Origin of the sequence: Pectobacterium parvum (genome assembly GCF_020971565.1) — a bacterium.
GTDB classification, from domain to species: domain Bacteria; phylum Pseudomonadota; class Gammaproteobacteria; order Enterobacterales; family Enterobacteriaceae; genus Pectobacterium; species Pectobacterium polare.
Genome location: NZ_CP087392.1, coordinates 326,613 through 353,191, shown reverse-complemented (window position 1 = coordinate 353,191; position 26,579 = coordinate 326,613). Strand labels below are relative to the sequence as shown.

General features: G+C 51.7%; 25 protein-coding genes and 3 pseudogenes. 18 read left to right on the top strand and 10 right to left on the bottom strand.

Translation table 11 applies throughout. The annotated features are described in order from the left end of the window. Window positions 1-23: 23 nt before the first annotated feature. The 4 genes from LOZ86_RS01570 to radC all read right to left on the bottom strand — a co-directional run bounded on the left by LOZ86_RS01570 (window position 24) and on the right by radC (window position 2,854). A complete protein-coding gene (locus LOZ86_RS01570; protein WP_161546758.1) occupies window positions 24-1,385 on the bottom strand; it encodes a DUF6880 family protein in 1,362 nt (453 codons plus the stop codon). Between the two features lie 149 nt (window positions 1,386-1,534). Further along, window positions 1,535-1,702 carry a 50S ribosomal protein L33 gene (gene rpmG, locus LOZ86_RS01565; RefSeq protein WP_002208990.1) on the bottom strand — a complete coding sequence of 56 codons (168 nt, stop codon included), beginning with the start codon at window positions 1,700-1,702 and terminating at the stop codon, window positions 1,535-1,537. 11 nt (window positions 1,703-1,713) lie between these two features. Then, the gene (gene rpmB, locus LOZ86_RS01560; protein WP_039278630.1) at window positions 1,714-1,950 is read right to left on the bottom strand and encodes a 50S ribosomal protein L28; all 237 of its coding nucleotides are present in this window, start codon (window positions 1,948-1,950) and stop codon (window positions 1,714-1,716) included. 238 nt (window positions 1,951-2,188) lie between these two features. After that, window positions 2,189-2,854: a RadC family protein gene (gene radC / locus LOZ86_RS01555; RefSeq protein WP_039483106.1), complete on the bottom strand. Its 666-nt coding sequence runs from the start codon at window positions 2,852-2,854 to the stop codon at window positions 2,189-2,191. A gap of 183 nt (window positions 2,855-3,037) precedes the next feature. Here radC and coaBC point away from each other — a divergent pair, with 183 nt between their 5' ends. The 3 genes from coaBC (at window position 3,038) to slmA (ending at window position 5,446) form a co-directional block, all read left to right on the top strand. Next, window positions 3,038-4,285, top strand: a complete 1,248-nt coding sequence (gene coaBC / locus LOZ86_RS01550; protein WP_039513389.1) for a bifunctional phosphopantothenoylcysteine decarboxylase/phosphopantothenate--cysteine ligase CoaBC — start codon at window positions 3,038-3,040, stop codon at window positions 4,283-4,285. After that, a complete protein-coding gene (gene dut / locus LOZ86_RS01545) occupies window positions 4,263-4,721 on the top strand; it encodes a dUTP diphosphatase (protein WP_010285710.1) in 459 nt (152 codons plus the stop codon). Before coaBC ends, dut begins: the two co-directional genes overlap by 23 nt. A 128-nt stretch (window positions 4,722-4,849) precedes the next feature. Beyond that, window positions 4,850-5,446 (top strand): nucleoid occlusion factor SlmA, encoded by a 597-nt coding sequence (gene slmA / locus LOZ86_RS01540; RefSeq protein WP_039483111.1) that lies wholly within the window; start codon window positions 4,850-4,852, stop codon window positions 5,444-5,446. A gap of 227 nt (window positions 5,447-5,673) precedes the next feature. Here the strand turns inward: slmA and pyrE are convergent, their stop codons facing one another. After that, the gene (pyrE, locus tag LOZ86_RS01535) at window positions 5,674-6,315 is read right to left on the bottom strand and encodes an orotate phosphoribosyltransferase (RefSeq protein ID WP_111778842.1); all 642 of its coding nucleotides are present in this window, start codon (window positions 6,313-6,315) and stop codon (window positions 5,674-5,676) included. 57 nt (window positions 6,316-6,372) lie between these two features. Continuing rightward, window positions 6,373-7,089, bottom strand: a complete 717-nt coding sequence (rph, locus tag LOZ86_RS01530; RefSeq protein ID WP_102117023.1) for a ribonuclease PH — start codon at window positions 7,087-7,089, stop codon at window positions 6,373-6,375. Between the two features lie 203 nt (window positions 7,090-7,292). Between rph and ycjG the strand changes: the two genes are divergently transcribed. The 10 genes from ycjG (at window position 7,293) to LOZ86_RS01480 (ending at window position 18,690) form a co-directional block, all read left to right on the top strand. Further along, window positions 7,293-8,258 (top strand): L-Ala-D/L-Glu epimerase, encoded by a 966-nt coding sequence (gene ycjG / locus LOZ86_RS01525; protein ID WP_230243145.1) that lies wholly within the window; start codon window positions 7,293-7,295, stop codon window positions 8,256-8,258. A gap of 44 nt (window positions 8,259-8,302) precedes the next feature. Then, window positions 8,303-10,174 carry an ABC transporter ATP-binding protein gene (locus tag LOZ86_RS01520; protein ID WP_230243144.1) on the top strand — a complete coding sequence of 624 codons (1,872 nt, stop codon included), beginning with the start codon at window positions 8,303-8,305 and terminating at the stop codon, window positions 10,172-10,174. A 106-nt stretch (window positions 10,175-10,280) separates the two neighbouring features. Continuing rightward, the gene (locus LOZ86_RS01515; protein ID WP_039474573.1) at window positions 10,281-11,822 is read left to right on the top strand and encodes a glutathione ABC transporter substrate-binding protein; all 1,542 of its coding nucleotides are present in this window, start codon (window positions 10,281-10,283) and stop codon (window positions 11,820-11,822) included. A gap of 18 nt (window positions 11,823-11,840) precedes the next feature. Beyond that, window positions 11,841-12,761, top strand: a complete 921-nt coding sequence (locus LOZ86_RS01510) for an ABC transporter permease (RefSeq protein ID WP_014913740.1) — start codon at window positions 11,841-11,843, stop codon at window positions 12,759-12,761. Window positions 12,762-12,769: 8 nt separating this feature from the next. Then, window positions 12,770-13,669, top strand: a complete 900-nt coding sequence (locus LOZ86_RS01505; protein ID WP_010300708.1) for an ABC transporter permease subunit — start codon at window positions 12,770-12,772, stop codon at window positions 13,667-13,669. 26 nt (window positions 13,670-13,695) lie between these two features. Continuing rightward, window positions 13,696-14,754 (top strand): DmpA family aminopeptidase, encoded by a 1,059-nt coding sequence (locus LOZ86_RS01500; RefSeq protein ID WP_230243143.1) that lies wholly within the window; start codon window positions 13,696-13,698, stop codon window positions 14,752-14,754. Window positions 14,755-14,780: 26 nt separating this feature from the next. Then, window positions 14,781-15,602 (top strand): M55 family metallopeptidase, encoded by an 822-nt coding sequence (locus LOZ86_RS01495; RefSeq protein ID WP_039483117.1) that lies wholly within the window; start codon window positions 14,781-14,783, stop codon window positions 15,600-15,602. A gap of 56 nt (window positions 15,603-15,658) precedes the next feature. Continuing rightward, window positions 15,659-16,606, top strand: coding sequence for an isoaspartyl peptidase/L-asparaginase family protein (locus tag LOZ86_RS01490; protein ID WP_039483119.1), 948 nt, complete (start codon window positions 15,659-15,661; stop codon window positions 16,604-16,606). 213 nt (window positions 16,607-16,819) lie between these two features. Further along, the gene (locus LOZ86_RS01485; protein WP_039483122.1) at window positions 16,820-17,728 is read left to right on the top strand and encodes a LysR family transcriptional regulator; all 909 of its coding nucleotides are present in this window, start codon (window positions 16,820-16,822) and stop codon (window positions 17,726-17,728) included. Between the two features lie 98 nt (window positions 17,729-17,826). Beyond that, window positions 17,827-18,690 carry a YicC/YloC family endoribonuclease gene (locus LOZ86_RS01480; protein ID WP_039483124.1) on the top strand — a complete coding sequence of 288 codons (864 nt, stop codon included), beginning with the start codon at window positions 17,827-17,829 and terminating at the stop codon, window positions 18,688-18,690. Window positions 18,691-18,795: 105 nt separating this feature from the next. Here LOZ86_RS01480 and LOZ86_RS01475 read toward each other — a convergent pair whose 3' ends face one another. Both LOZ86_RS01475 and abiEi read right to left on the bottom strand, forming a co-directional pair. Then, on the bottom strand, window positions 18,796-19,683 hold the full coding sequence (locus tag LOZ86_RS01475) for a nucleotidyl transferase AbiEii/AbiGii toxin family protein (RefSeq protein WP_039483127.1): 888 nt from the start codon (window positions 19,681-19,683) through the stop codon (window positions 18,796-18,798). A gap of 28 nt (window positions 19,684-19,711) precedes the next feature. Further along, window positions 19,712-20,236 carry a type IV toxin-antitoxin system AbiEi family antitoxin gene (gene abiEi / locus LOZ86_RS01470; RefSeq protein WP_039483130.1) on the bottom strand — a complete coding sequence of 175 codons (525 nt, stop codon included), beginning with the start codon at window positions 20,234-20,236 and terminating at the stop codon, window positions 19,712-19,714. A gap of 109 nt (window positions 20,237-20,345) precedes the next feature. Here abiEi and LOZ86_RS01465 point away from each other — a divergent pair. Both LOZ86_RS01465 and dinD (LOZ86_RS01455) read left to right on the top strand, forming a co-directional pair. Beyond that, window positions 20,346-20,432, top strand: a pseudogene (locus LOZ86_RS01465) (YicC/YloC family endoribonuclease); the annotation flags it as partial. Window positions 20,433-20,722: 290 nt separating this feature from the next. Further along, window positions 20,723-20,878 (top strand): annotated as a pseudogene (dinD, locus tag LOZ86_RS01455) (DNA damage-inducible protein D); the annotation flags it as partial. Window positions 20,879-20,894: 16 nt separating this feature from the next. On the opposite strand, the gene LOZ86_RS01450 reads toward dinD (LOZ86_RS01455), so the two are convergent. After that, a protein-coding gene (locus LOZ86_RS01450) for an IS3-like element ISEca11 family transposase (protein ID WP_103164902.1) occupies window positions 20,895-22,003 on the bottom strand; the annotation gives its coding sequence in 2 pieces (ribosomal slippage) (window positions 20,895-21,751 and window positions 21,751-22,003; 1,110 coding nt in all). Between the two features lie 76 nt (window positions 22,004-22,079). Here LOZ86_RS01450 and dinD (LOZ86_RS01445) point away from each other — a divergent pair. Next, a pseudogene (gene dinD, locus LOZ86_RS01445) lies at window positions 22,080-22,751 on the top strand (DNA damage-inducible protein D); the annotation flags it as partial. Window positions 22,752-22,936: 185 nt separating this feature from the next. Here dinD (LOZ86_RS01445) and LOZ86_RS01440 read toward each other — a convergent pair. Further along, window positions 22,937-23,782: a DUF8743 domain-containing protein gene (locus LOZ86_RS01440; protein ID WP_230242783.1), complete on the bottom strand. Its 846-nt coding sequence runs from the start codon at window positions 23,780-23,782 to the stop codon at window positions 22,937-22,939. Between the two features lie 383 nt (window positions 23,783-24,165). On the opposite strand from LOZ86_RS01440, the gene LOZ86_RS01435 reads away from it, so the two are divergent. Together LOZ86_RS01435 and dcm are read left to right on the top strand one after the other, a co-directional pair. After that, window positions 24,166-24,882 (top strand): PmeII family type II restriction endonuclease, encoded by a 717-nt coding sequence (locus tag LOZ86_RS01435; RefSeq protein ID WP_039513383.1) that lies wholly within the window; start codon window positions 24,166-24,168, stop codon window positions 24,880-24,882. A gap of 76 nt (window positions 24,883-24,958) precedes the next feature. Further along, window positions 24,959-26,212 (top strand): DNA (cytosine-5-)-methyltransferase, encoded by a 1,254-nt coding sequence (gene dcm / locus LOZ86_RS01430; protein WP_039513381.1) that lies wholly within the window; start codon window positions 24,959-24,961, stop codon window positions 26,210-26,212. The last annotated feature ends 367 nt before the right edge of the window (window positions 26,213-26,579 follow it).

Sequence of the window (26,579 nt, the reverse complement as noted above, 5' to 3'; positions counted from 1 at the left end):
TCTCTCTCTGGGGAGTATCTCAATTATTGCAAACGCTGCCAAAATGAATATTTTCGGCCATGCTGCTGTTTTAGCTGTTCCTGATAATCCGCCCATTCCAATAGTGGCGCATAGCTTGTTATCCGAGAAGCCAATTTCTCCAACTGACGATAATAATTTGCTGCGTGATCGTATGCCTTACTCCGGCCAGCAGATAAAATATCGTCGAGTAGCAGACGATAGCAAATTACTTCAGCTAAAGGGCATTCCGCATCATGAAATTGCTCTGCCCAACCCAACAATACGCCGAAGAAGACATTGAGTGATTCCCAATGGGCAAGCAGTTGTGCTGATGCTTGCCCATAATCATTCAGTGCCAATAACGTATCAATTCTGGATTCAATATCTTCCATCGCCAACGCATGGGTAGCCGCCTGATTCTGTAACGTTTCTCGTTCCGTCTCATCTTGCAAGACGGCAAGCAGTGCTTGTAGCCGAGTATAATCGGGACGTTGCCGATAGGCCTCGCGCCGTAACGCAAGGAGTGCGTCTTGATCGCCAAGCTGGACGTAGGCTTTATCCAGCAGTGCCTGCCGTTTGTCCTCGGCGTAATGCTGGAAAGGTTCCGATATCCACTTCAGCGCCGACTGCGCTTCATTGATCGACAGGCAGAATTCCACAATGTGGAGCTTTTGCAATTCATTAGGCTTTGGAGAGCCTAAAAGTGTAGCGCGCTCAAAGAGCGTGACATCTTTCAGAGCTTGTGCCACCCCAGAAATACCGAGAGTGGCATGCGCAGCACGAAAGTTATATTCCTTGTGCGGTGCAGAGGCCAAGGCGGCAGCATATTCACGTTCAAAGTCCTGCGCCAGTTGCCGCAACTCTGGCTCGGTAAGTAACGTGCCACTTTGTGCAATCAAATCATCCCACACGGCATAATCGTTCTCATCATGCCGTTTTCTTACCTCATCAGGCCAATTCCACGTCTTTCCACCTTGTGCTCGCCACTGGCTGGCTGCCTTAACCCAAACCGAAAGCGCCGCCGCATATGCCTCACCAATAGCTCCATCGGAATCATCCACTCGCTCATAAACACGAGCATGCGTGGACATCAGTGCATCAATCAGTGCAAATGCTTTTTTCGGTGCGTCGTCGATCAGATAGCCGATATCACCAACCAGCGCCTCAAGCTCCATAGCAAAGCCATGGCTCTGATAATAATCAATAAATCGTTTACCACGAGCAATAGATGCAATACGTTCTTTCAGCAATTTTTCCTGCTTCACCGTATCCTGCCGATACAACAGCGCTTCAATACGCTGGTCTACCTTTGGATCTAAACCATAAATCGCTTCGATCAAAAGTGAGAGCTGCGTCTGTGGTGTCGCTAACAAAAGCTGGTGCAATATCGAGTCCATATTTTCATTATCGGATGGTTGTAGAAGCCAGAGCCCAGAAAATTGGCATAATGCAAAAAGGGATACAAGAGGAAGAATGAGAAAATAAGTTCAAAAAAAAACCCAGCCAAGGCTGGGTTTTCATCAAGAAGCAGAAATTACTTAATTTTAGCTTCTTTGTAGAGTACGTGCTGACGGACAACTGGATCGAATTTCTTCAGTTCCAATTTTTCCGGCTTAGTACGCTTGTTCTTCGTAGTGGTATAGAAGTGACCAGTACCAGCAGAAGAAACTAGCTTGATCTTCTCGCGAACACCTTTAGCCATGATTCAGTTCCTTAATACTTTTCACCACGGGCACGTAGATCGGCCAAAACCGTCTCAATACCCTTCTTGTCGATAACACGCATACCTTTTGCAGATACGCGCAGCGTTACAAAGCGTTTTTCACCTTCAACCCAAAAACGATGTGAGTGCAGGTTTGGCAGAAAACGGCGTTTGGTCGCATTCATTGCGTGGGAACGGTTATTACCGGCCACCGGACGCTTGCCAGTAACTTGGCAGACTCGGGACATGTCTATTCTCCAAAAATCAAAATCAGCTCGAGCTTCGTATAGGGTTTGGCCGCCTCGTCAGGCTTTAGAGCCCATCTCAGCAACTTCACTGAAAAGACTCTGTCATCAGGATAAACCTGCTGAGATAGGCTCTTAACGCCACACCCAAGATTCTCAAAGGTGGCGTAGTATACGCTCTGAAGCGTAAGTGCTCAAGTCCCGAACAGCTAAAGATCCCACTGGATCGCGGAAATATCGGTCAAATCCAGCCGCGCTCGGCAAAAGAAACGTATTCGCCATGCCCAATGACCAAATGATCGAGTACGCGGATCTCCATTAACAGACACGCTTTGATAATCTGTTCGGTTATCGCACGGTCAGCCTGACTCGGCTCTGCTTTGCCCGACGGGTGATTATGCGCCAATATCAGCGCAGCGGCATTGGCCTTTAGCGCTTCACGCACAATTTCACGTGGGTGGACTTCCACGCTGCTAATCGTACCAACAAACATCTCCTGATGGCGAATAACATGGTGCTGATTGTCCAAAAATAGAACTAAAAAAACTTCACGCTCACGCCGGGACAACAACAACTGCAAATATTGACCGGTCGCTTCCGGATTCAGCATGGCGTCCTCTTTCGCCAGACGAGAGAAAAACAGCCGCCGCGACAGCTCTGCGATCGCCTTGAGCTGCGTATATTTTGATATTCCCACTCCTTTGACGGTACGAAATGCGGACTGATCGGCCGTCATCAGTTGATATAACGATCCGAACTGCACCAGCAAATCCTCTGCCAGTTGCATCACATGTACGCCTGGTAATCCCGTACGCAAAAAAATCGCCAGCAATTCGACATCCGTCAACGATTCAGCCCCTAAACGCACCAATTTTTCACGCGGTGCCAATCCCTTTTCCCAGCCCATCACCTTCTCCCTATACCGCTCGACGGCATCATGTCACGCCCGTAAAAACCGGACGACACCGGTGATAAAAGGCTGCGAAGCGCTTCGCAATCTTCTTAGGGAAATCACGGCAACAACCTTAAGATTCCTATCTGGCCGCAAGGTTATGGTAAAATAGCGCATCTTCTGACTTTCAATCGGACCATGATGATGACGGAATTTTCCAGCCTGAACGCACTCTCCGGCAAACGAATCGTGCTGGGTATCAGCGGCGGCATCGCCGCGTATAAGTGCCCGGAACTGGTGCGACGTCTGCGCGATGGCGGAGCCGACGTACGTGTTGTCATGACCTCTGCCGCTAAAGTTTTCATCACGCCACTAACGCTGCAAGCTGTCTCCGGCTACCCAGTATCAGACGACCTGCTCGACCCCGCGGCAGAAGCCTCAATGGGCCACATCGAGTTAGGAAAATGGGCTGATTTAGTCATTCTCGCCCCAGCGACTGCCGATCTGATCGCACGAATCGCCGCCGGCATGGCGAATGACCTGCTAACCACGATCTGTCTGGCAACATCCGCCCCTATCGCCGTTGTCCCTGCGATGAATCAGCAGATGTATCGCGCAGAGCCCACGCAGGACAACCTGCGCACGCTGGCCGCGCGCGGTTTACCGATCTGGGGGCCGGATAGCGGCAGCCAGGCATGTGGCGACGTTGGGCCGGGTCGCATGATCGACCCAATGGATATTGTCGGGCTGGCGCAGCGTCATTTTTCTGCCATCAACGATCTGCAACATCTGAACATTCTGGTCACCGCCGGGCCGACGAGGGAAGCGCTGGATCCCGTTCGCTTTGTCACCAACCACAGCTCAGGGAAAATGGGCTTTGCTATCGCACAGGCCGCTGCCGCCCGTGGTGCGAATGTCACACTGGTAAGCGGCCCCGTTTCGCTCGCTACACCGCAGGGCGTCACACGCATTGACGTCGGCAGCGCGTTGGAGATGGAGCATGCGGTGATGAAACACGCGGCCCAGCAGCACATTGTTATTGGCTGCGCGGCGGTTGCCGACTACCGCGCCAAACACATCGCCGATGAGAAGATTAAAAAACAGAACCAGCAGGGCGATGAAATGACTCTCACTCTGGTCAAAAATCCAGATATTATCGCCGGTGTCGCAGCCATGACGAAAAATCGTCCTTATGTTGTCGGGTTTGCTGCCGAAACCCAGAATGTGGAAGAATACGCCCGACAAAAACTGGCGCGTAAAAAGCTGGATCTGATTTGTGCGAACAACGTCTCTCTTTCCGGGCATGGTTTTAATAGTGAAACCAATGCGTTACACCTTTTCTGGCAAGGTGGTGACACGCCGTTGCCGCAGTGCGACAAGCGTCTGCTTGGCCAAAAATTAATCGACGAGATTATCAGCCGTTATGATGAAAAAAATCGACGTTAAGATTGTTGACCCACGCGTTGGGCAGCAATTTCCGTTACCAACCTATGCCACACCGGGTTCTGCCGGGCTCGATCTACGTGCCTGTCTGGATCAGGCGATTGAACTTAAAGCAGGGGAAACCACGTTGATCCCAACCGGGCTGGCGATTCACATTGCCGATACTGGGCTGGCGGCGGTTATCCTGCCTCGCTCCGGGCTGGGCCATAAGCACGGCGTAGTGCTGGGGAATCTGGTGGGGCTGATTGATTCGGACTACCAGGGACAGCTGATGGTTTCCGTCTGGAACCGTGGTCAACAAACGTTTACGGTTGAGCCGGGCGAGCGCATCGCACAGATGGTTTTTGTGCCCGTCGTTCAGGCCGAATTCAATCTGGTCGAAGATTTTGTCGGCAGCGAACGTGGAGAAGGCGGCTTCGGCCACTCCGGCCGTAGCTAACGCGATCCAGCCACCCATAGTGTAAAAAATTCCTATAAGCCACAGCGCCTATCTATCCAAAAAGAAATGGCTACTGTGGCACTAACGGGTGCTTGTCAGTCAAATATTTAGCAAGGGTCTTTTCAGACATGGCAGAAAAAGAAAATACGAAAAGGAACCGCCGCGAGGAAATTTTGCAGGCGCTGGCACAGATGCTGGAATCCAGCGACGGCAGCCAACGCATCACCACAGCAAAACTGGCGGCGAACGTCGGCGTGTCCGAAGCAGCGCTCTACCGGCATTTCCCCAGTAAAACGCGGATGTTTGATAGCCTGATTGAATTTATTGAGGATAGCCTGACCACCCGCATTAACCTGATTCTGCAAGATGAAAAAGAAACGTTTAATCGTCTTCGTCTGATTTTGCTGCTTATTTTAGGGTTTGCGGAACGGAACCCGGGTCTGACTCGCATCATGACCGGTCACGCACTGATGTTTGAACAGGATCGCTTGCAAGGGCGTATTAACCAGCTGTTTGAGCGTATTGAATCGCAGCTGCGGCAGGTATTGCGCGAGCATAAGCTACGCGATGGCAAAGGCTTTCAGCATGATGAAACGCTGCTGGCTAGCCAGCTGTTAGCGTTTTGCGAAGGGATGCTGTCGCGCTTCATTCGCTCTGAATTCCGCTATCGTCCAACGCAGGAATTCAACACCCGTTGGCCACTGTTGGCGGCACAGCTGAACTAAACGCCGCTCTTAGATATTAAAACCCGCCAGATATTTCTGGCGGGTTCGACCGTTGACAAACCTATTTGCCAAACGGAAACGGGGTAACGGAATAGAAGAGTAAAGCGTTTGCGCCAGGGATGGCGCAATCCGAGCTTACAGGGACGTACTTGTAGCGTCTTTACGATCTATCCGTTACTCCCGCTCTACAGGCTTGGTCAGCAACCTCGGGCTCCTGACTCACAACGTTAAATCCCGTACTGCTCACGATAGGCTTTTACTGCATCCAGATGCGCTGCCATCTCTGGTTTTTCTGCCAGATAGGCGATCAAATCCGTCAGCGTAATAATCGAAATCACCTTGCACTGATAGTCGCGTTCAACTTCCTGAATCGCGGATAAATCAACACGACCGCGTTCCTGACGATCCAGTGCAATCATCACACCCGCCAGCGTCGCCCCGTGCGCACCGATGATTTCCATCGATTCGCGAATCGCCGTACCGGCCGTAATCACGTCATCCACCAGCATCACACGGCCCTGTAACGGACTACCAACCAGACTGCCGCCCTCACCGTGGTCTTTAGCTTCTTTGCGGTTGAAGCAGTACGGCAGGTCGCGATCGTGGTGTTCTGCCAGCGCGACAGCAGCGGTAGTCGCAATCGGAATACCTTTGTAAGCCGGTCCGAACAGCAAATCGAACTCCACGCCAGAATCCACCAGCGCTGCCGCATAAAAACGACCCAGTAAGGCCAGGTCACGCCCGGTATTAAACAGCCCGGCGTTGAAGAAATAGGGGCTAATGCGCCCGGATTTCAGGGTGAACTCGCCGAACTTCAATACCTGTTTGCTGAGTGCAAACTCAATAAACTGGCGCTGGTAGGCTTTCATTACTGCATCTCCTCGTCTTCAGATATAAAAAAAGCGACCAATTGGTCGCTTATAAAATCAATCGATTAAGGCGGCTTTCTGCGCCTGAACGATGGTATCAATTCCCCCTCGGGCTAGCGCCAGCAGGGTGAGCAATTCTTCGTGGCTGAACGGCTCACCTTCAGCCGTCCCTTGCACTTCAATCATGCGGCCGTCTTCGGTCATGACCACATTCATGTCGGTTTCCGCAGCGGAATCTTCCACGTATTCCAGATCGCACAGCGCTTCGCCGTTCACTATGCCGACGGACACGGCGGCGATCATGCCTTTCATCGGGTTCTTTTTCAGCTTACCCTTGGCAACCATCTGGTTCAGCGCATCGGCCAGCGCCACGCAGGCACCGGTGATAGACGCCGTACGCGTGCCGCCATCCGCCTGTAAGACATCGCAGTCGAGCGTAATGGTGTATTCGCCGAGTACTTTCAGGTCGATTGCCGCACGTAAAGAACGTGCAATCAGGCGCTGAATCTCCAGCGTCCGACCGCCCTGCTTACCTTTGGCGGCTTCACGCGCGTTACGGCTGTGCGTCGCACGCGGCAGCATGCCGTATTCGGCGGTGACCCATCCTTGTCCCTGGCCTTTCAGAAAGCGCGGAACACCCTCTTCTACCGTGGCATTGCATAACACTTTGGTATCGCCAAATTCGACTAAAACGGAACCTTCAGCGTGTTTCGTGTAATGACGGGTGAATGTAAGGGGGCGTACTTGCTGTGCACTTCGGCCTGTTGGGCGCATGGCTCATCTCCGGTGGGTCAATGAAAACTGGCGCGTATTATACACGAAATCCTTCGCGTTGCGGGAAAGCGGTATCAGAAAGCCATACCTTGAACTTAGGGTATAACCTGAGGTTATACCCTACTGATGAACAAGTATTCGTCAATGATGATGCATCATGAAATAGTCCGTTCATCCCCTGAACGTTGATGAGAAAAAACATGATGCGGCATATGCAAATTGAAACGGTCAATCTGCCCCTAGCCCGTCCTATGGCGGTTGATAACGGGACGCGTCGCGCGGTTACCGTTATCCGCGTCGCGTTGGAAGAAAAAGGATTTATTGGACAAGGCGAATGTACGCCAGTCGCCCATTATGGCGAGTCCGCCGACAGCGTATGTCGCCAGCTCTCTGCGGTCCGTGAGGCAATAGAACACGGCCTGACCATCGAACAGCTCCAGAAAGATTTATCACCGGGTGCGGCCAGAAATGCGCTGGACTGCGCCCTGTGGCGGCTCAACACCGCATTGGAAAAACAGACGCTGTGGCAGCGCATCGGCATTCATCCCCCCACGTCCGTGATCTGTGCGCAAACGTTGGCGCTCGACAGCGTGGAGAGAATGGCCGCCGCCGCATCCAATGCCGTTTCCCACGGCGCCCTGTTGCTGAAAATCAAACTGGATCGCGAGCTGATTCTGGAGAAGGTCGCCGCCATTCGTGCCGCCGCGCCTAACGCCAGATTGATTATCGACGCGAGAGCAAGCTGGAGTGGACTCGATTTACATAGCCTGTCCACGGCCCTGCTGCCTTATCAGGTCGCCATGATTGAGCAACCGCTTCCTGTCGGTAAAGACGAGGATTTACAGCGGTTTTCTCACCCGATTCCGATCTGCGCGGACGAAAGCTGCCGCCACAGCGGAGACATCGTCGGGCTGCGCCGTCGTTACGACATGATCAACATCAAGCTGGACAAGTGTGGCGGGCTGACCGAAGCGCTGGCGATGGTGCGCGAAGCCCACTTTCACGGCCTGCGCATTATGGTCGGCTGCACACTGGGCTCATCAATGGCGATGGAAGCCGCCCTGCCCGTCGCCGCAGATGCCGAGCACGTCGATCTCGATGGCCCTATTTGGCTAGCCGCCGACAGTTCGCCTTATCTGACCTATAACCTCGGCCGAATTTGGCTATGACGCAATCAACCGAAGCAACCATGAAACCATCAACCGGAGTGACCATGACGGATATCATGCACGCGGGTGCCGCCACAGCACCTGGTAACGCCCCCAGACCTGTACTGGAAATCGATGACCTGAGCGTCAGCTTTAGCGGCCGTTCCGGCACGCATCAGGCGCTAAAAGGCATTTCCTTTACCGTAAATAAAGGGGAAGTGGTCGCCGTGGTCGGCGAAAGTGGTTCAGGCAAGTCCGTGACGTCACTCGCCGTCATGGGGCTGCTGGCGGACTCTGCCAACATCGAACGCGGTGCGCTCCGTTTCACCGCACGCGACGGCAAGCAGCATGACCTGCTGAGCATGAAAGCGGAAGCGCGTCGTAAGCTGCGCGGTCGCGATCTCGCCATGATTTTTCAGGAACCGATGACGTCGCTTAATCCGGTGCTGAAAGTTGGCGATCAGCTCACTGAAGCGCTGCTTGACCACAAAATCTGCGATGCCGCCAGCGCGGACAAAAAAGCCCGTGAGCTGCTGCACAAGGTGCGCATCGCAGACGTCGATCGCGTGATGAAAAGCTACCCGCACTCGCTGTCCGGCGGGATGCGCCAGCGTGTGATGATTGCACAGGCGCTGGCCTGCGATCCACAGCTGTTGATTGCCGATGAACCAACTACCGCGCTGGACGTCACCGTGCAGGCACGCATTCTGCAAATCCTGCGCGACCTGCAACAGCAGAGCGACATGTCGGTGCTGTTTATCACCCACGACATGGGTGTGGTGGCGGAAATAGCCGATCGTGTGGTGGTGATGTACCGCGGCGAGATCGTGGAGCAAGGCACTGTTGAACAGATTTTTGCCGCACCGCAACACCCTTATACCCAATCGCTGCTGGCTGCGGTGCCGAAGCTAGGCGATATGCGCGATAGCCTCTGGCCAAAACGCTTTCCTTTATTAGGGCAGGCTGCCGACCCAGAAAATAGTGAGCAGATTACCGCCCGCTATGACGCCGAGCCACTGCTGGATATTCGCGGGCTGCGGGTGTATTACCCGATGCGCAGCGGGATTCTATCCACCGTTACCCACCACGTTCATGCGGTAGAGCAGATTGATTTCAATGTCTGGCCGGGCGAAACGCTGGCTATCGTGGGGGAAAGTGGCTGTGGCAAATCCACCACCGGACGTGCCTTGCTGCGTCTGGTACAGAGCCAAGCCGAAAGCATTCATTTTCAGGGTAACGAAATTTCCCAGATGAAAGAGCGGGATTTCCAGCCGCTGCGTCGGGAAATGCAGATGGTGTTTCAAGACCCGTACGCCTCGCTCAACCCGCGCCTGACGGTCGGCTTCACCATCGCCGAACCGCTGCTGCTGCACGGGCTGGTGAAATCGCTGGAAGAAGCGACACCACAGGTGCAGGCGCTGTTAAAAAGCGTCGGTCTGCTGCCAGAGCACGCGCGCCGTTATCCGCACGAATTTTCCGGCGGGCAGCGTCAGCGTATCGCGATTGCCCGCGCCATGGCGCTACAGCCACAGGTCATCATTGCTGACGAAGCCGTTTCGGCGCTCGATGTGTCGATTCAGGCACAGGTCGTCAACCTGATGATGGATCTCCAGAAGAAAACCGGCGTGTCGTGGATTTTCATCTCGCACGATATGGCGGTTGTCGAGCGCATCGCCAACCGTGTCGCGGTGATGTACCTCGGCCAGATTGTGGAGATCGGCCCGCGTCAGTCAGTGTTTAACGACCCACAGCATCCGTATACCCGCCGCCTGTTGGCCTCGGTTCCAATTGCCGATCCAACCCGTCGCGGCACACGCCAGTTTGACGACAGCGAAATCCCCTCACCTTTGCGTAAAGCAGGCGAGGCCGTCGCCAAAACGCGCTACCGAGAGGTTGCGCCGCAGCACTGGGTTGCCGACAACGAATCGGCAGCCTGAAACACGACGTCATGACAAAAAAATAGCCATAAAACACAATTTATTTATAAAAAACAACGTATTCATAAAACACAACACACGTTCATAACTGACCAGGAGAGAAACCATGAAGCCATTCGTTCGCCGCTCTGCCGTTGCCCTCGGGCTCTCACTGTGTCTGGCGGCTGTAGCCCAGGCGCAAGACCTTCGCATTTCCATCTATGCCGATATCACCGGGCTCGACCCGCACGATACCTCGGACACGCTGAGCTACTCCATTCAGAGCGGCATCTTCGAGCGTCTGTTCCAGTTCGATAATAAAATGAAGCTGGTGCCGCGTCTGGCGACGGGCTACACCAGTAATGACACCGCAACCGAGTTCGTCGTGACGCTGCGTGAAGGCATCACCTTCCAGGACGGCGCGCCGTTCAACGCCGACGCCGTTAAAGCTAACCTTGACCGTCTGGCCGATCAGAGCAAAGGCTTAAAACGCAACAGCCTGTTTAACATGGTACAAACCGTCACCGTGCTGTCGCCGACGCAGGTCAAAATCGAGCTGAACAAATCTTTCGGTGCCTTTGTGAACACGCTGGCGCACCCGTCTGCCGTTATGCACAGCCCGGAAGCGCTGAAGAAATACCCAGACGAAGCACAGCTGCGCGTGAACCCAGTCGGTACTGGCCCGTTCAAGTTCACCGAATGGCAGCAGGGTAAAGACGTGAAGCTGGTGAAATTCGACAACTACTGGCAGAAAGGCTGGCCGAAAGTCGACAGCGTGACCTTCTACCCAACGCCGGAAGATTCCACCCGCGTGGCGTCACTGAAATCCGGCCAGGTTGATGCCGTTTATCCGCTGCCTTCCGACCTGATCGGCACCGTACAAAATGACAGCAAGCTGGCGATTCAGCGCGACCCGAGTATTTATCAATTCTGGCTGGCGATGAACAACCTGCGTCCGCCACTGAACGATATCCGCGTGCGTCAGGCGCTCAACTACGCCATCAACCGTGACATCTGGCTGAAAGTTGGCTTTGCAGGCATGGGCGTTCCTGCCTCTTCTGCGATGGCACCAGACGTGCAGTTCTTCGCACGCCAAAGCTCACCGAACTACACCTATAACCCAGAAAAAGCCAAGGCACTGCTGAAAGAAGCGGGCTACGCCAATGGCCTGAGCCTGAAGCTGTGGACGACGAACCGCACCGACTACATCCGTAGCGCACAGTTCTTCAAACAGCAGTTAGAGCAGGTCGGCATCAAGGTCACCGTCACCCCGATGGATTCAGGGATGCGTAACGCCAAGCTGTTTGGCGTAAAAGATCCGAAAGACGCCGAATTTGACCTGTTCTACAACGGCTGGTCTCCGTCTACCGGTGATGCTGACTGGGCGCTGCGTCCGCTGTTCGCGACAGAGTCTTGGGTTCCGGTTGCGTATAACGTTTCCTACTACAGCAATCCGGTAACGGATAAAGCGATTACCGCTGGGCTGGCAACTGCCGATGCAGACAAACGTGCCGCGGCTTACGCTGATGCACAACGTCAGATTTGGCAGGATGCGCCTGTGGTCTTCCTGGGCTCGCCGGACAACGTTGTCGGCAAAACCAAGAACCTCGACGGCGTGTACATGCTGGCTGATGGCTCACTGATCTTCGATCAGGCTGAATTTAAGTAATCGGTCAGGGAGAACGCCATGTTTGCTTATATCGTCCGACGTTTGCTGGAAATGATCCCGGTTCTACTGGTGGTCTCCCTGTTAGTGTTCGGTTTTATAAAACTGTTGCCGGGTGACCCGGCACGTATTTACGCAGGTGCTGACGCGACCATTGAGGCGGTGGAAGCCGCCCGTCAGCAGTTAGGATTGAACGACCCGCTGCCGCAGCAGTATGTCCACTGGCTCGGCGGCCTGTTCAGTGGCGATCTGGGTGTGACGTACCGCACCCAGCAACCCGTCATCGACGTCATCAGCAAGAGCTTTATGCCCACCATGTGGCTGGCGCTGGCAGGCTTTGTCTGGTCGGTGCTGCTCGGCCTGCTGATTGGCGTGGTTTCCGCGCTCAAGCGGGGGAAATGGCAGGACTGGACGCTGATGAGCTTCGCGGTCGGCGGAATTTCGATGCCGCCGTTCTGGCTCGGTCTATTGCTGATTCAGTTTGTCGCCATGCCGTTCGGCGTCTTTTCCGTTAGCGGCTTTAATCAGCCCAGCGACATCATTCTGCCCGCGCTGACGCTCGGGGCATCGGTAGCGGCCGTTATGGCACGCTTTACCCGCTCCGCATTTCTGGAAGTTGCGCAGGAAGACTACGTCCGCACCGCGCGCTCCAAGGGGCTGCGCAATCGGCTAGTCACCTGGAAGCACGTGATGCGTAACGCGTTGATTCCAGTCATCACCATGCTCGGGCTGCAATTCGGCTTCCTGCTCGGTGGCTCCATCGTGGTCGAGAGCGTGTTTAGCTGGCCGGGTCTGGGCTGGCTGCTGATTGAATCAATCAAAACGCAGGATCAGCCGGTCATTCAAGCGCTGGTGATGCTGTTCGTGTTTGAATTTATTGTCATTAATCTGTTGGTGGACCTGCTGTACGCGGTGGTCAATCCGGCGATTCGCCTACGTTAGGAGACACGATGAACCTTCCTCCAGAACCCGTCGTGGCCGTTGCCACGCTTGATGAAGAGACGATACGTTCGCCGTGGCGCGACTTCGTTCAGGTCTTTATCCGTAACCCGATGGCGCTGGTTTCCAGCGGCTTCGTCCTGCTGCTGGTACTGGTCGCCATTTTCGCCCCCTGGCTGGCACCGTGGAACCCCATGGAGCCTGACTGGGCATCGCTGGCTTCACCGCCTTCAGCAGCGCACTGGATGGGTACCGACGATCTCGGACGCGATGTGATGAGCCGCATCATCTACGGCGCACGCATCTCGTTATATATCGGCATCTTTTCCGTCACGCTGGGCATGCTGGTCGGCATCGTGCTCGGCCTGCTGGCGGGATACTACGGCCGTTGGGTGGATACGCTGATCATGCGCGGTTCCGACGTGCTGTTCGCCTTCCCCGGCATGCTGCTGGCGATTGCGGTCGTCGCGATCCTCGGCCCCGGCCTGAATAACGTGATTATCGCCGTCGCGGTCTTCAGCGTACCGGTCTTCGCCCGTATCGTGCGTGCCTCTACGCTGTCGCTAAAACAGGCGGCCTATGTGGAAGCGGTACGCTGCGCTGGTGCGCCGGATCGCATCGTGCTGATGCGCCACATCCTGCCCGGTACGCTACCTAACGTGATCGTCTATTTCACCATGCGTATCGGCACCAGTATTCTGACCGCGGCAGGCCTGAGCTTCATCGGCCTCGGGCCGGAGCCGGACGTACCGGAGTGGGGCAACATTCTCGCCATGAGCCGCAGCCTGATGATGGCGGGCGCCTGGCACGTTAGCGTGTTCCCAGGTCTGGCGATCTTCTTCACCGTGCTGGCGTTTAACCTGCTCGGGGATGCGCTGCGTGATACGCTCGATCCCAAACTGAAAAGCTGAGGAAGGCGATGCACGGCGATCACCAGATGAACGACTATCAGCAACAGCAGCAGGCGCTGTTGCTAAAACGCTGGAAAACGACGCGGCAATTGGGTTCGCCGCGCTCGGCAAGCGGGCCGCATAACAGTATCAGTGATGTGGCAGGCGTACGCGTCGGCCACTGCACGCTGGCGGCAGGCGAAGTGCAAACTGGCGTCACGGCAATTGTGCCGCCCGGCGAGAACCTGTTCACCCAGCCTCTGCCCTGCGGCGCGGCGGTGCTGAACGGCTTCGCCAAACCCGTAGGACTGGTACAGATCGAAGAATTGGGATTACTGCAAACGCCTATCCTGCTCAGCAACACGCTGGCAACCGGCACGCTGTTTACCACGCTGGTGCGCGATGCCATTGCCCGTAATCCTGAACTGGGTCGCACGCTGCCGACGGTGAACCCGCTGGCGCTGGAGTGCAACGACGGCTGGCTGAACGACATTCAGGCGCTGGCGGTGACGGAACACATGGCGCGACAGGCGCTGGACAATGCGGCAGAGAGCTTCACACGCGGCAGCGTCGGTGCTGGACGCGGGATGAGCTGCTTTAGCCTGAAAGGCGGCATCGGCACCGCATCGCGCCTGATTCCCGAATTGAACGCCACGCTCGGCGTACTGGTGCTGGCAAACTTCGGCACGCTTTCTTCGCTGACGCTAGACGGCGTGCAGAGGGGGAACGCTATCGCGCCTATCCTGCCCGAGCTCGCACCGCAGCAGGACGCGGGATCGATCATCATTATCATGGCGACGGATGCCCCGCTCGATGCCCGTCAGCTCAAGCGCATCGCCAAGCGTGCTGGTGCAGGATTAGGTCGGCTCGGCAGCTATTGGGGACACGGTTCCGGCGATATCGCCGTCGCGTTCTCTACCTGTCCACAGCCACAGCCGCCGGAGGATGCGCAGCTTGAATCGCTGTTAAGCGCCGCCGCCGACGCGACCGAACACGCAGTGCTCGACGCCATGCTTCAGGCAGACGCCGTGACCGGTTTTCGCGGCCATCATCGCCCGACGCTGCCACAGGCGTTGGATCGGTTGGCTGCAACTCTTTATCCATAAGCAAATTCTCCCGTAGGAAACTGATGATGAAAGTGTTTATCTCTGCTGATATCGAAGGGATCGCTGGCGTGATGCGCCCAGAACAGTGCAGCCCCGGCACCGCGGAATACCAGCTGGCACGCGGCCTGATGGAACAGGAAGTGAACGCCGCGATTGACGGTGCGTTCGCGGGTGGCGCAACAGAGGTGGTGGTCGCCGACAGCCATGCGGCAATGGTCAATCTGCGCGCGGAGAACATCGACGCTCGCGCCCGACTGGTACAGGGCAAACCGCGCGGCTACTCGATGGTCGAAGGGTTGGAGCAACAGCAGTTCGACGGCCTGATGTTCATCGGCTACCACAGCGCCGCAGGCGAGTTTGGCGTGCTGTCGCATACCATCAACGGCCGGGCGTTCTACCGCGTGCGCATCAACGGTGAAGTCATGGGCGAGAGCGACATCTACGCTGCCGCCGGCGTGGAACAGAAGACGCCGCTCTGGCTGGTCAGCGGTGACGACACGCTCCAGAGCTGGATCGCCCGCTACTACCCTGCCACCGACTACGCCTGCGTCAAACGCGCCATCTCGCAGCACGCGGCCGAATCCCTCAGCACTGAACAGGCGCGTCAGGTGATTCGTGACGCAGCAAAAGCGGCAGTGGAAAAAACACACCGGACGCTGAACTCACGGATTCAGGCCCCCTACCGTCTTGAACTGATGGTGGCAAAACCGGTACTGGCCGATCTATTCTGTCTGCTGCCGAATGTTGAACGTTTGGATGCCATAACCGTAGGTTATACGGCGCAGAGCATGCGGGAAATCACCAGCCTGCTGGGTGCCTTTTCCTATCTGGCGACAACGCAAAACTGATGGCCTATTCGCCCCTTATTCCGGGGCGTAAACCGACTGAAAAGAGAATTTATCGCATGACAAAGCCCGTGATTGTGATCCACGGTGGCGCAGGTGCGCTGACCCGCTCAGCTATGAGTGCTGAAAAAGAGCAACGCTATCTGGCGGCGCTGTCCGAGATTGTCGCCAGCGGACAACGCATTCTGGCTGAAAACGGCAGCGCGCTGGATGCCGTAACGGAAGCCGTCCGCCTGTTGGAAGAGTGTCCGTTGTTCAATGCCGGACACGGCTCGGTCTTCACCCACGCGGAAACCCACGAACTGGACGCCAGCATCATGGACGGACGTTCGCTGGATGCCGGTGCGGTAAGCTGCGTCAGCCATATCCGTAACCCAATTCTGGCCGCGCGTACCGTACTCGAAGCCAGCCAGCATGTGATGTTTACTGCCGACGGCGCGGAAGCCTTTGCGCAGCAGCACGATCTGGAAATGGTTGATCCGGCGTTTTTCTCCACCGACGAACGCCGCCAGCAGCTCCATAACGCGCAGGCAGGCTCAGGCCGCGTCATCCTCGATCATGACGGCCAGAACGACCCTATCGATCCCGACCGTAAATTCGGCACCGTCGGCGCGGTAGCACTGGACAGCGCAGGGAATCTCGCGGCAGCAACCTCGACGGGCGGCATGACCAACAAACAGGCCGGACGCGTGGGTGACAGCCCAATCATCGGCGCGGGCTGTTACGCCAATAACCAGACGGTGGCGGTTTCCTGCACCGGCACGGGCGAAGTCTTTATGCGCGCCGTCGCCGCCTATGACGTCTCGGCGCTGATGGAATATGCCGGACTCACGCTACAGCAGGCCAGCGATCGCGTAGTCATGGAAAAATTACTGCAAATGGACGGTAGCGGCGGACTGATTGCCGTCGATAAAGCCGGCAACATCGCCCTGCCGTTTAACAGCGAAGGCATGTACCGCGGCTATGGCTATGTGGGTGAAGAACCCGTCGCCGATATTTATCGCTAAATCTGTCGCGCTATCATACACAGGTCGAATTGCACCATCTTCGACCATGACGCACAATTATGGATCATTGCGCACCATAATTGTGCATCCTAATCATTAGGAAACGCCGCGGGCCGCGCAGGAAAAAAATTAGAAACTGGCGTAATAATTGCAGGCATTTTGGTTATTACTCATACGATGCTCATTAGAAAGCATCAGCCGGAGCCTGCACTCATGCGATTACGCCATATTGAAATTTTCCAGGCCATTGTTCAGGCAGGCACCATCAGCGGCGCGGCCCGCTTGCTCAACGTCTCGCAGCCGAACGTCAGCCGGGTATTGAATCACGCAGAACAGCAGCTCGGTTTTTCCCTGTTTGAACGTCGCACACAGGGCATGATCGCCACCGAAGAAGGGCTGCGTCTGATACCGAAAGTGCAGGAGCTTTTCAGCCATCTGCAAAGCATCAGTTCACTCACCGAACAAATCAAAACCAGCAAGGCCCACTCCGTACGGCTGGGTGCAGCGCACGCATTCGGGCAAATGATCGTGGCCCCAACGCTGGTGGAATTTCATAAGCAGGCAGCCTCGGTTAACGTTGAACTGGTTACCGAACACTTCAGCACGCTGTGCCAGAACATCCTGCAAAACCAGCTCGATTTCGCGCTGATTTTTGGTCAGCAGGTACCACCCGAGCTGCTGGCAGAACCGCTGTTCCAGTCCACGATGGTTGCCCTGCTGCCGAAAGACAGCCCGATAAATGGCCCCGTCTCGCTGGAATGGCTGTGCAACAACAATCTGCTGATGATGCAGCATAAGGATCCGCTCGGTCAGGTGCTACACCGTGCGCTGCGCGACAGAGCGCTACAGCCAGCGGCTTCGCTCTACATCAAAACCTACTCGGTGATTGCTGACATGGTGCTGGCGGGTGGCGGCACGGGCATCGTCGATCTCTTTACCGCCTGTCGCTATGCCGACCAGCTAAAAATTGTCCCTATCGACCAGCCACTGCCTTTTGAAGTCACGCTGATCAGCCGCCGTGATAACCCACAATCACAGGCGACGCTGCAACTGAAACAGATGATGAAAAACCGCTGTCGCGACATCGCCAGACAGAACGAAGCCTTACTTTACGCTGCCTGATTCTCGACGGGTAGCACTAGGCAAACGGTTTTTCCTATCCCCTGCACGGGACTCAACGCTATAATCCTTCTCATCATTTGCTTTACAGGTATGCACCAATGATTCGCAGCATGACCGCTTACGCCCGCCGAGAGATCAAGGGCAACTGGGGAAGCGCAGCCTGGGAACTGCGTTCCGTTAACCAGCGCTATCTGGAAACCTATCTTCGTTTACCAGAACAATTCCGCAGCCTCGAACCTGTTGCGCGTGAGCGCATCCGTGCCCGTTTAACCCGTGGCAAAATCGAATGCAACCTGCGTTTTGAGCTCGACCCAAGTGCGCAAAGTGCGCTGATCCTGAACGAAAAGCTGGCTAAACAGCTGGTTAATGCCGCTAACTGGGTCAAGATGCAGAGCGATGAAGGGGAGATCAATCCGGTTGATATCCTGCGCTGGCCCGGCGTGATGTCAGCGGAAGAGCAGGATCTGGACACCATCAGCGCCGAACTGCTGACCGCACTGGAAGGCGCGCTGGATGATTTCATCGCCGCCCGTGAAAGCGAAGGTGATGCGCTGAAAGGGATGATCGAACAGCGTCTGGCCGGTGTCAGCGCCGAAGTCGTCAACGTGCGCGCCCAGATGCCGAACATCCTGCTATGGCAGCGTGAGCGCCTGCAAAGCAAGCTGGAAGATGCGCAGGTACAGCTGGAAAATAACCGTCTGGAACAGGAACTGGTTCTGATGGCACAGCGCGTCGACGTCTCGGAAGAACTCGACCGCCTCGACGCTCACGTCAAAGAAACCTACAAAATCCTGAAAAAAGAAGAAGCCGTCGGCCGCCGCCTCGACTTCATGATGCAGGAATTCAACCGCGAATCGAACACGCTGGCCTCAAAATCCATCAACGCCGACGTCACCGCTTCAGCGATTGAGTTGAAAGTACTGATCGAGCAAATGCGGGAACAGATTCAGAACATCGAGTAACGTTTCACGCGATCTCGCGTTGTCTCACTAAGTATTGTCAGGATAAAAAGGCCATTGTAAATCATGGCCTTTTTTGTTTTATGATGGAGGGAGAAAAACATGGGGCTAACCCATATCAAATGGATTTTTTGGTATTCCGTCATTCAGTAACTCAGACGCGATGGCATGCACCTCGCCTTGAACATAAGCCCAATATTCAGGATTATCGAGAGTTCTCTCTTTAATTGGCTTAGGGATAAAGCGGCTCATTTCCATATTGAAGTCGTCACGGACTTCATCTTCCGACATTAGCTTGGCTAACTGAATAGACAACGCCTGTCGAAAGTCTTCTATTTGCTTCTGTCTGGCGGTGAGCTTCTTTTCAACCAGTGTCTTGGATAAATCAATACCGCGCTGCTTAATCCAAATAATATCCCAGATATCACGAGGTTTAATACGTCTTGCCCGATACGCTAACGCGATCAGCTTATCAGCCAATGTTTCTTGTAACGACTGTACCGGAACCAAGATCCCTTCAGTCGGTACAACAATGTCGTAATGATTGATTAGCGGGCGCTTTTCAATATCAAATGACGGAATAGCACAGACGTCAATATGCATTTTTTGCCGAGGAAAATCAGGACGATTAGCTTCTTTTACGATACTAATTTTCCAAGAAACGGTATCCCCTTGCTGCTCGCCAGAAGGTTTGTTTACCCAAACCTCGGTTTCATACTTGTTCTGAATATAGGTTTGGATTTCGGACTCCAGCCCCTCAAACGCTGAGGGCTTGAAATCATGACCACCATTGAAATCAAGATCTTCTGATAGCCTGCTGCTGTTGTAACACATTCGTAATGAGGTGCCGCCAATGAACGTTAACCGCTGCATGACGCCCTGTTTGATCAGCACATCCATAATGTCATGATGCAAGATCTCTTTTTCTATGACGGGTGTCACTGCGGCATAGTCAGGGTTTGACTGGACAATTTGGCGAATTTGTTGCTTCAGCATACGTTATCTCCCATACACTCCCCCATGCTTAGCTCTCCAACATATGTAGATTGCGCTGGCAGTGTTTTAGATCTGCAATCGCTTGTTCCTTGTATGCGCGATACATTTTGATGTCGGGGTCATAATACAAATTAGGTGCAATTTGCTCGACTGGCTTTTTAGTATGGGTAAACTCGATCACGCCATAAGGCGTATCAAAACAACCACTTCGACCTTTAGTCACCACAGTGACTCTACCCATCACAACTTGTGAAATATCACCGGTATGACTGAGCTGACTTTCTAAGCTGATGTAGCTCAATACGCTGCTGCGCAACTTTTTGATGATTTTATAAATGGCAGTCTCAGGCTCAGGTGGTGTAATAACACTTTCATAGAAGCCTTTCACCACTCGTCTTAGCAACCCCTTCTTTACGCAATCTGCCAGGAATTTTCTAAAGGCTGAGTCACAAGGCACACCCTGCATAAAAGCCAGCTCTGTTACACTGTGAATGCCGCCACCGGCGTTCACTGCTTTGGCCAACGCGTTTAATAGCTCATCAGATTTAGCCATAGGTCTACACTACATTACCAAATAAGTAATGTAGTGTAGACCTGCGCAAGACAAAGGTATACAGATTATTACTTAATAAGTTGTCAGCATACTGGCATATTCTGCTGGTCAGCGCGAGCGTCTGCAAAGCAAGCAGGAAGATGCGCAGGTACAGTTGGAAAATAACCGTCTGGAACAGGAACTGGTTCTGATGGCACACCTGTTTTAGTTCCACGCACTTTTTGAGATTTCCGGATTTTCAGCCATCAGTTGGTATTCTTCCGGCGTCAGGTTATTCAGGGATTCATGGGGATGCGCGTTATCAACCAGACCAGCTGCACAAGCCGATTATCTCTTTTTTGTGGCTGTCATTCTCTGGCTGGTGTGGTTCCTTATTGTGGGAGAGGTCTATCATACAATAATCAGAATGTGGGATATTGAAGCAAACATTCCGCAGATCCAGTGACTAAAACAAAACCCACCAGCGCAAAATACATGGAGTGAGCGATGAACGAGCACCACCAGCCTTTTGAAGAAATCAAGCAAGTTGATGACGAAGGAGCAGAATATTAGTCAGCGCGAGAGCTAGCAAAGCTGCTGGATTACTCAGAGTATCGTCATTTCACTCCTGTTTTAGAACGAGCAAAAGAAGCCTGCCTCAATGTAGTCCCTCCGGTTTTTAGTACCACCGCCAATGAGGATCTCCGGCCAGTTTTTGCCGCGCATAGATAACAGGTGGCATATCACCCAGTGAGCTATGCGGGCGTTCTTCGTTATATTCTGTGCGCCAGTCCTCTGTGAGTTCACGCACTTCAGACAAGGTTCTGAACAGATACATATCGAGTATTTCTGTTCGTAGCGTTTTGTTAAATCGCTCGATAAATCCGTTCTGCATCGGCTTTCCGGGCTGAATAAAATCGAGTTTCACACCGTGGCGTTCTGCCCATTCGGCTAAGACTGCGGCGGTGAGCTCTGGCCCATTATCACTTCGTATAAAAGCCGGGTAGCCTCGTTCTGCGCTTAATCGTTCCAGAATTCGCACAACACGATGAGCCGGTATATTCAAATCAACATCGATGGCCAGCGCTTCCCGATTAAAGTCATCAACGACGTTAAATAACCTGAATCGCCGCCCGTCGCTCAAGGCATCACTCATAAAATCAACTGACCAACAGTGGTTCATTTTATGCGGTATAACTAACGGCTGTGGATGCCTGTTAGGTAAACGTTTTTTCCCTTTGCGCCGAAAGTTGAGTTTCAACAATCGATAGATCCGGTAAACCCGCTTTGCATTCCACAGTAACCCTGCCTGTCGTAACTTATTGAACATAAGTCCAAAACCATAGGCCGGATACTGATGCGCCAGTTTTTGTAGCGCCTCGACTACAGGCAGATCCCGCGCCGTATTCGGGCAATAATGCAACAGACTTCGACTGATACCGATAATCCGGCACCCGCGTCGTTCGCTGGCCTGATGTTCCGTCATAACATAATGCACCAGTTCACGCTTCTCAGGCACCGTTAAAGTTTTTTTGAAACAACATCCTTAAGAATTTCATGATCTAAGCTCAGGGATGCGTACATTTGCTTTAACCGGCGATTTTCCTCTTCCAACTCTTTCATCCGTTTGATATCAGAGGACTCCATGCCGCCGTATTTAGATTTCCAGTTGTAATAGCTGGCTTCCGACACACCGTTTTCACGGCACACATCCTTCACATGCCGACCACCTTCAACTTCTTTCAAAACCCGCAGGATCTGAGTCTCAGTGAAACGCGCTTTCTTCATGATGAGCCTCCATTGGTTGTATTTTAACCAGAGAACTCCATTAAGCGGTAAGACTAAATTTAGGGGGGACTACATCAACAGCGGGCACAATGTTGATGACCATTTCGAGGATGTCCTCGGTATGGTCAAAATTGGTTCAGGTGCGCAAAGAGAATTAAAGGATATAAGGCTTTCCCGATACGCTTGCTACTTAGTTGTGCAAAACGGAGACCCCACAAAACCCGTCATAGCAGCAGGGCAAACATACTTTGCAATACAGACAAGGCGGCAGGAGCTAGCTGACGATGAGACATTTAAGCGGCTACGCGAAGACGAAAAGCGCCTTTTTCTTAGAAACGAATTAAAAGAACATAACAAACAATTGGTTGAGGCGGCACAACAAGCCGGAGTTGAAACCACGTTAGATTTTGCTATTTTTCAAAATCATGGTTATCAAGGGCTGTACGGCGGATTAGACCAAAAGGCCATACATCAACGGAAAGGCCTCAAGAAAAGCCAAAAGATACTCGACCACATAGGGTCCACTGAATTAGCAGCCAACCTATTCCGAGCAACCCAGGCTGAAGAGAAGCTCCGCAGGGATAATGTTAAATCAAAGCAAAAAGCCAATGACATTCACTTTGAAGTGGGAAAGAAAGTAAGGCAAACAATCAAGGAATTGGGCGGGACTATGCCAGAGAATCTACCTGCGCCAGAAAAAAGCATCAAACAGCTAGAGTCTGCTGCAAAAAAACTGGATAAAAAATAGAGCACTTGATTTTACCGTGTACACATAGCAAAAACACATGATCACAAACACGCTTACAGCAAGGCTTTACCCCACCGACTCACAATATCGAGTAATTTTAGTATCGCGTAAGCCGCTTATATAATGCCCTGTTTTCAGGGAGTTTTTTCTTATTGGCGATCATCATGAAGAAGCAAGAACGCGCATTACGCCCCTTCCCTCATTCCCGAAGGCGGTACGGTCAATGCTTCCTCATAAACCTCTTTCACCGTATTAAATTGCTGGGCTTCCTCCAGTGCACCCAATGTTGTTAGCTTCATCGAGTTACGGATTGGTCTGTGAGGAACGTTTTCAATCGGTGTGTTTAGCGACAGCGGTTTACCTAATTCAAATAAAATGCAGTCATAGGTATCGACACTTAACTTGCCCGTGTGCTCAACGCCTAGTTCATTTCTTTTAACGATTTTTTGGCTTTTAACGGGCCATATCTTCTTAATGGACTTCCAGTGATGATCAACACCACTCGTTGAGGCGATGGCTAAATAACGTATTTCTGCGACTACGTGATTTTTTGACTTTTTCATCGCCGCATTAAATGTCTCAGCTCTTGTGTGATACCACGCTGATGTACCGTTTTCAAAATTAGCAAAATACGTGCTGGCTCGTCCTTTCGTGCCGCCCAAGGATGCCGTCATCACGAGATCGGGATAAAGCGTTTGCCCCATTCCGTAATAAGGGATGCGTGCAGCTTCTTGCAAATATAAGCGTTCTTGTAATTTTTGCGTGCTGTAGTTATTTCCCGCAACACCAAGCTGACGCTTTAGAAAATCAACAATCCAGCGGCATCCAACCTGTCCATCGTCGTTCGGAAGCAGCGCAAACGCTCCAATTCCCACCTCAGAAATCGCATCGAAGTAAGGATTATCTTCCACGTTTTGGTTAAAAAAACCGGGATAGAGGGCAAATGCGCCAAACACTGGGCGACTTTTCTGGCCCCCAACGGATGATTTATCTTGTGTAATACGGATCAACGCATCACGGTAACGGTGCATTTGGTTAATGGCATCGTCCGACTCCCAGCCATCCGGACTTACAGGTTCCTTGTTGGCAGAGACCCGCTATCTGCCTGTCCTACTGCTGCAAATCTAGCAAGGAGGATGTCAACGCCAGTGTATCTACCTGCTTTTCGCCATTTTGATGTCCACTTTAGTGAAGGCTTGTGGCATAAGGCGTCGGGGATGTTTCATCGGCAAACGACCACCAGATGGGGGCTAGCCGTTAATCTTGGTAATTTGCAAAAGGCTGTATTCCCATACAGTGGAATATTATTATGCGAAGCTATTTAGAATTCCACTTCATATGCAATATGCATTGAATTTTAGGATAAAAAAAACTATTCTCATAGTTCGGTTCAAACACTAACTAAAATAACATCATGTTAAATAAAGAAAAAAAAGAAGAAATTCTCGAAAAAGCAAAAGTATGGTTTACGGATACAATTATAAAAAATCATATAAAAAACACAGAAAAATTAATTGACCCTGCGGAATTTAAGATAAACCCATTCCTGAATGTTTACTTAGCTAATTTCCTTACAGGTAATTCGTCCCCAGAAAGCATAGCAAAAGCACTTATATACCCAAGAGTGTTAGGAACATCAATCACAACATCTTTTGGGCAAAACATACAAAGTTTCACAAGCGATGTTTTAGATGTTTTCGGAAGCACCACTAGTGGCATAGATATTGAATTCACTGATCAAATAGATGGACTAAGAAAATATTGTCAATTAAAAGCCGGACCAAACACAATAAATAAAGATGATGTAGAAACAATTGCAGGCCATTTCAAGGGAATAATAAATTTAGGCAGAACTAACAACCTAAAATTAGGCTTTGACAATATGATTGTTGGAGTAATTTACGGGGAAAAATTTGATTTAAGTAGCCATTACAAAAGAATAACTAAGCAATATCATTTCCCAGTTATTACCGGGAAAGATTTTTGGCATAGACTAACTGGTGATGAAAATTTTTACCAAGACTTAGCGAAAGCCATTGATGAAGCAATAACAGGTTCGGGATATAGTAAAGAACTAGAAAAGGTGGTGAATGCACTTGCAAATACAGAGGCAATAAAAAAAATAAAATAACCATGAGTAAGGTTTGACTAATGGGCTATATCTTTATACAGTAGTAACCATGATCAGCCTACATGGACTATATAACATGATTCCAGAGTATTATTCAATATCACAAGTTGCTGATATATTAGGGGTTTCAAAAGAAACCCTTCGCAGATGGGATAATAATGGGGCGTTGATTGCATCACGCCATGATGATAACAACTATCGTTATTACCACCGTTCTCAGCTAGAGAACTTCGAACAGGCGCAACTTTTATTCAATAGCTCATGGGATAAAGAAATCAGCGTAGTCCCTAATAGAGCATATACACTGGTAGAATTATTTGCTGGTGCAGGAGGGCTTGCTATAGGCATGAATAAAGCAGGCTTCAGCTCTGTTATGCTTAATGAAATTGATAAACATGCTTGCCAAACTCTACGAAAAAATAGGGAAGATTGGAATGTTGTTGAAAGTGACATTACCAATTTAGACTTTTCATCATATTATAACAAGGTAGATATAGTATCTGGAGGATTCCCATGCCAGTCTTTTTCGTATGCTGGAAAAAAAATGGGATTTGAAGATACTCGAGGCACCCTTTTTTTTGAATTCGCCAGAGCAGTAAAAGAAATAAACCCAAAGATAATTCTAGCTGAAAATGTTAGAGGTCTATTAAACCATGAAAATGGGAAAACCCTAGAAGTTATAAAGAATACAATAAATGAGCTAGGTTATGACCTTATTGAGCCAAGAATACTCAAGGCTGTTTTTTTTCAAGTTCCACAAAAGCGGGAACGTTTATTTTTAATCGCAATACGAAAGGACATATCATCCAACGTAGATTATATTTGGCCATCTCCATACACAAGAATAATGACCTTAAGGGATGCACTTAAAAAGGGTTTTTTATATAATAGTGATGTTCCTATATCAGAAGGCCAAAAATATCCTAAACGAAAAGTAGATATATTAAATCACGTCCCGGAAGGCGGTTATTGGAAAGATTTGCCGGAAGCCTTACAGAAAGAATTTATGATGAAAAGCTATTATCTCGGCGGTGGAAAAACAGGCATGGCGCGACGTTTAGCATGGGATGAACCATCTCTTACGTTAACATGTTCCCCAGCTCAAAAACAGACTGAACGCTGTCACCCAGATGAAACCCGTCCTTTAACTGTAAGAGAATACGCAAGAATTCAAACATTTCCAGATGATTGGGTGTTTACAGGCCCTCTAGGAGCCCAGTACAAACAAATAGGAAATGCTGTACCTGTAAACCTTGCTTATGCTGTAGGTCGTTCATTAATTAGGTTATTAAACGACATCGAGAGTACCGCAGCTAAGCAAGTAGCTTGATAGATTAGCTGAGATGTCTGTTCTGAAAAAACTCAGAACAGACCACTTATGCCTGAGATTATTGAAGATGCTTTATTTTTGTAGCAACGAGGCCATATTCATCTGCTATAAAAATATTTATCACTGCTGAGAAAAAAGTCGAGCGTGAACACTTGCACGACTCATAACCGCATAAAAATCATCCTTTTCGCTTCGAAAATGATGTAGTTTGGCTACCCCAATTTAACCGAAAGCGATTTAGCCCTTCAACCAGCATCTCAAACACGCAAGCCGCTTCCTTCCTCAAAGTAGGTATCATCAAATCAATATGTAGCAAGTAATGACCCGAGTTCATTAAAAAAGTCATTTGGCTTTCACCTAATAACCC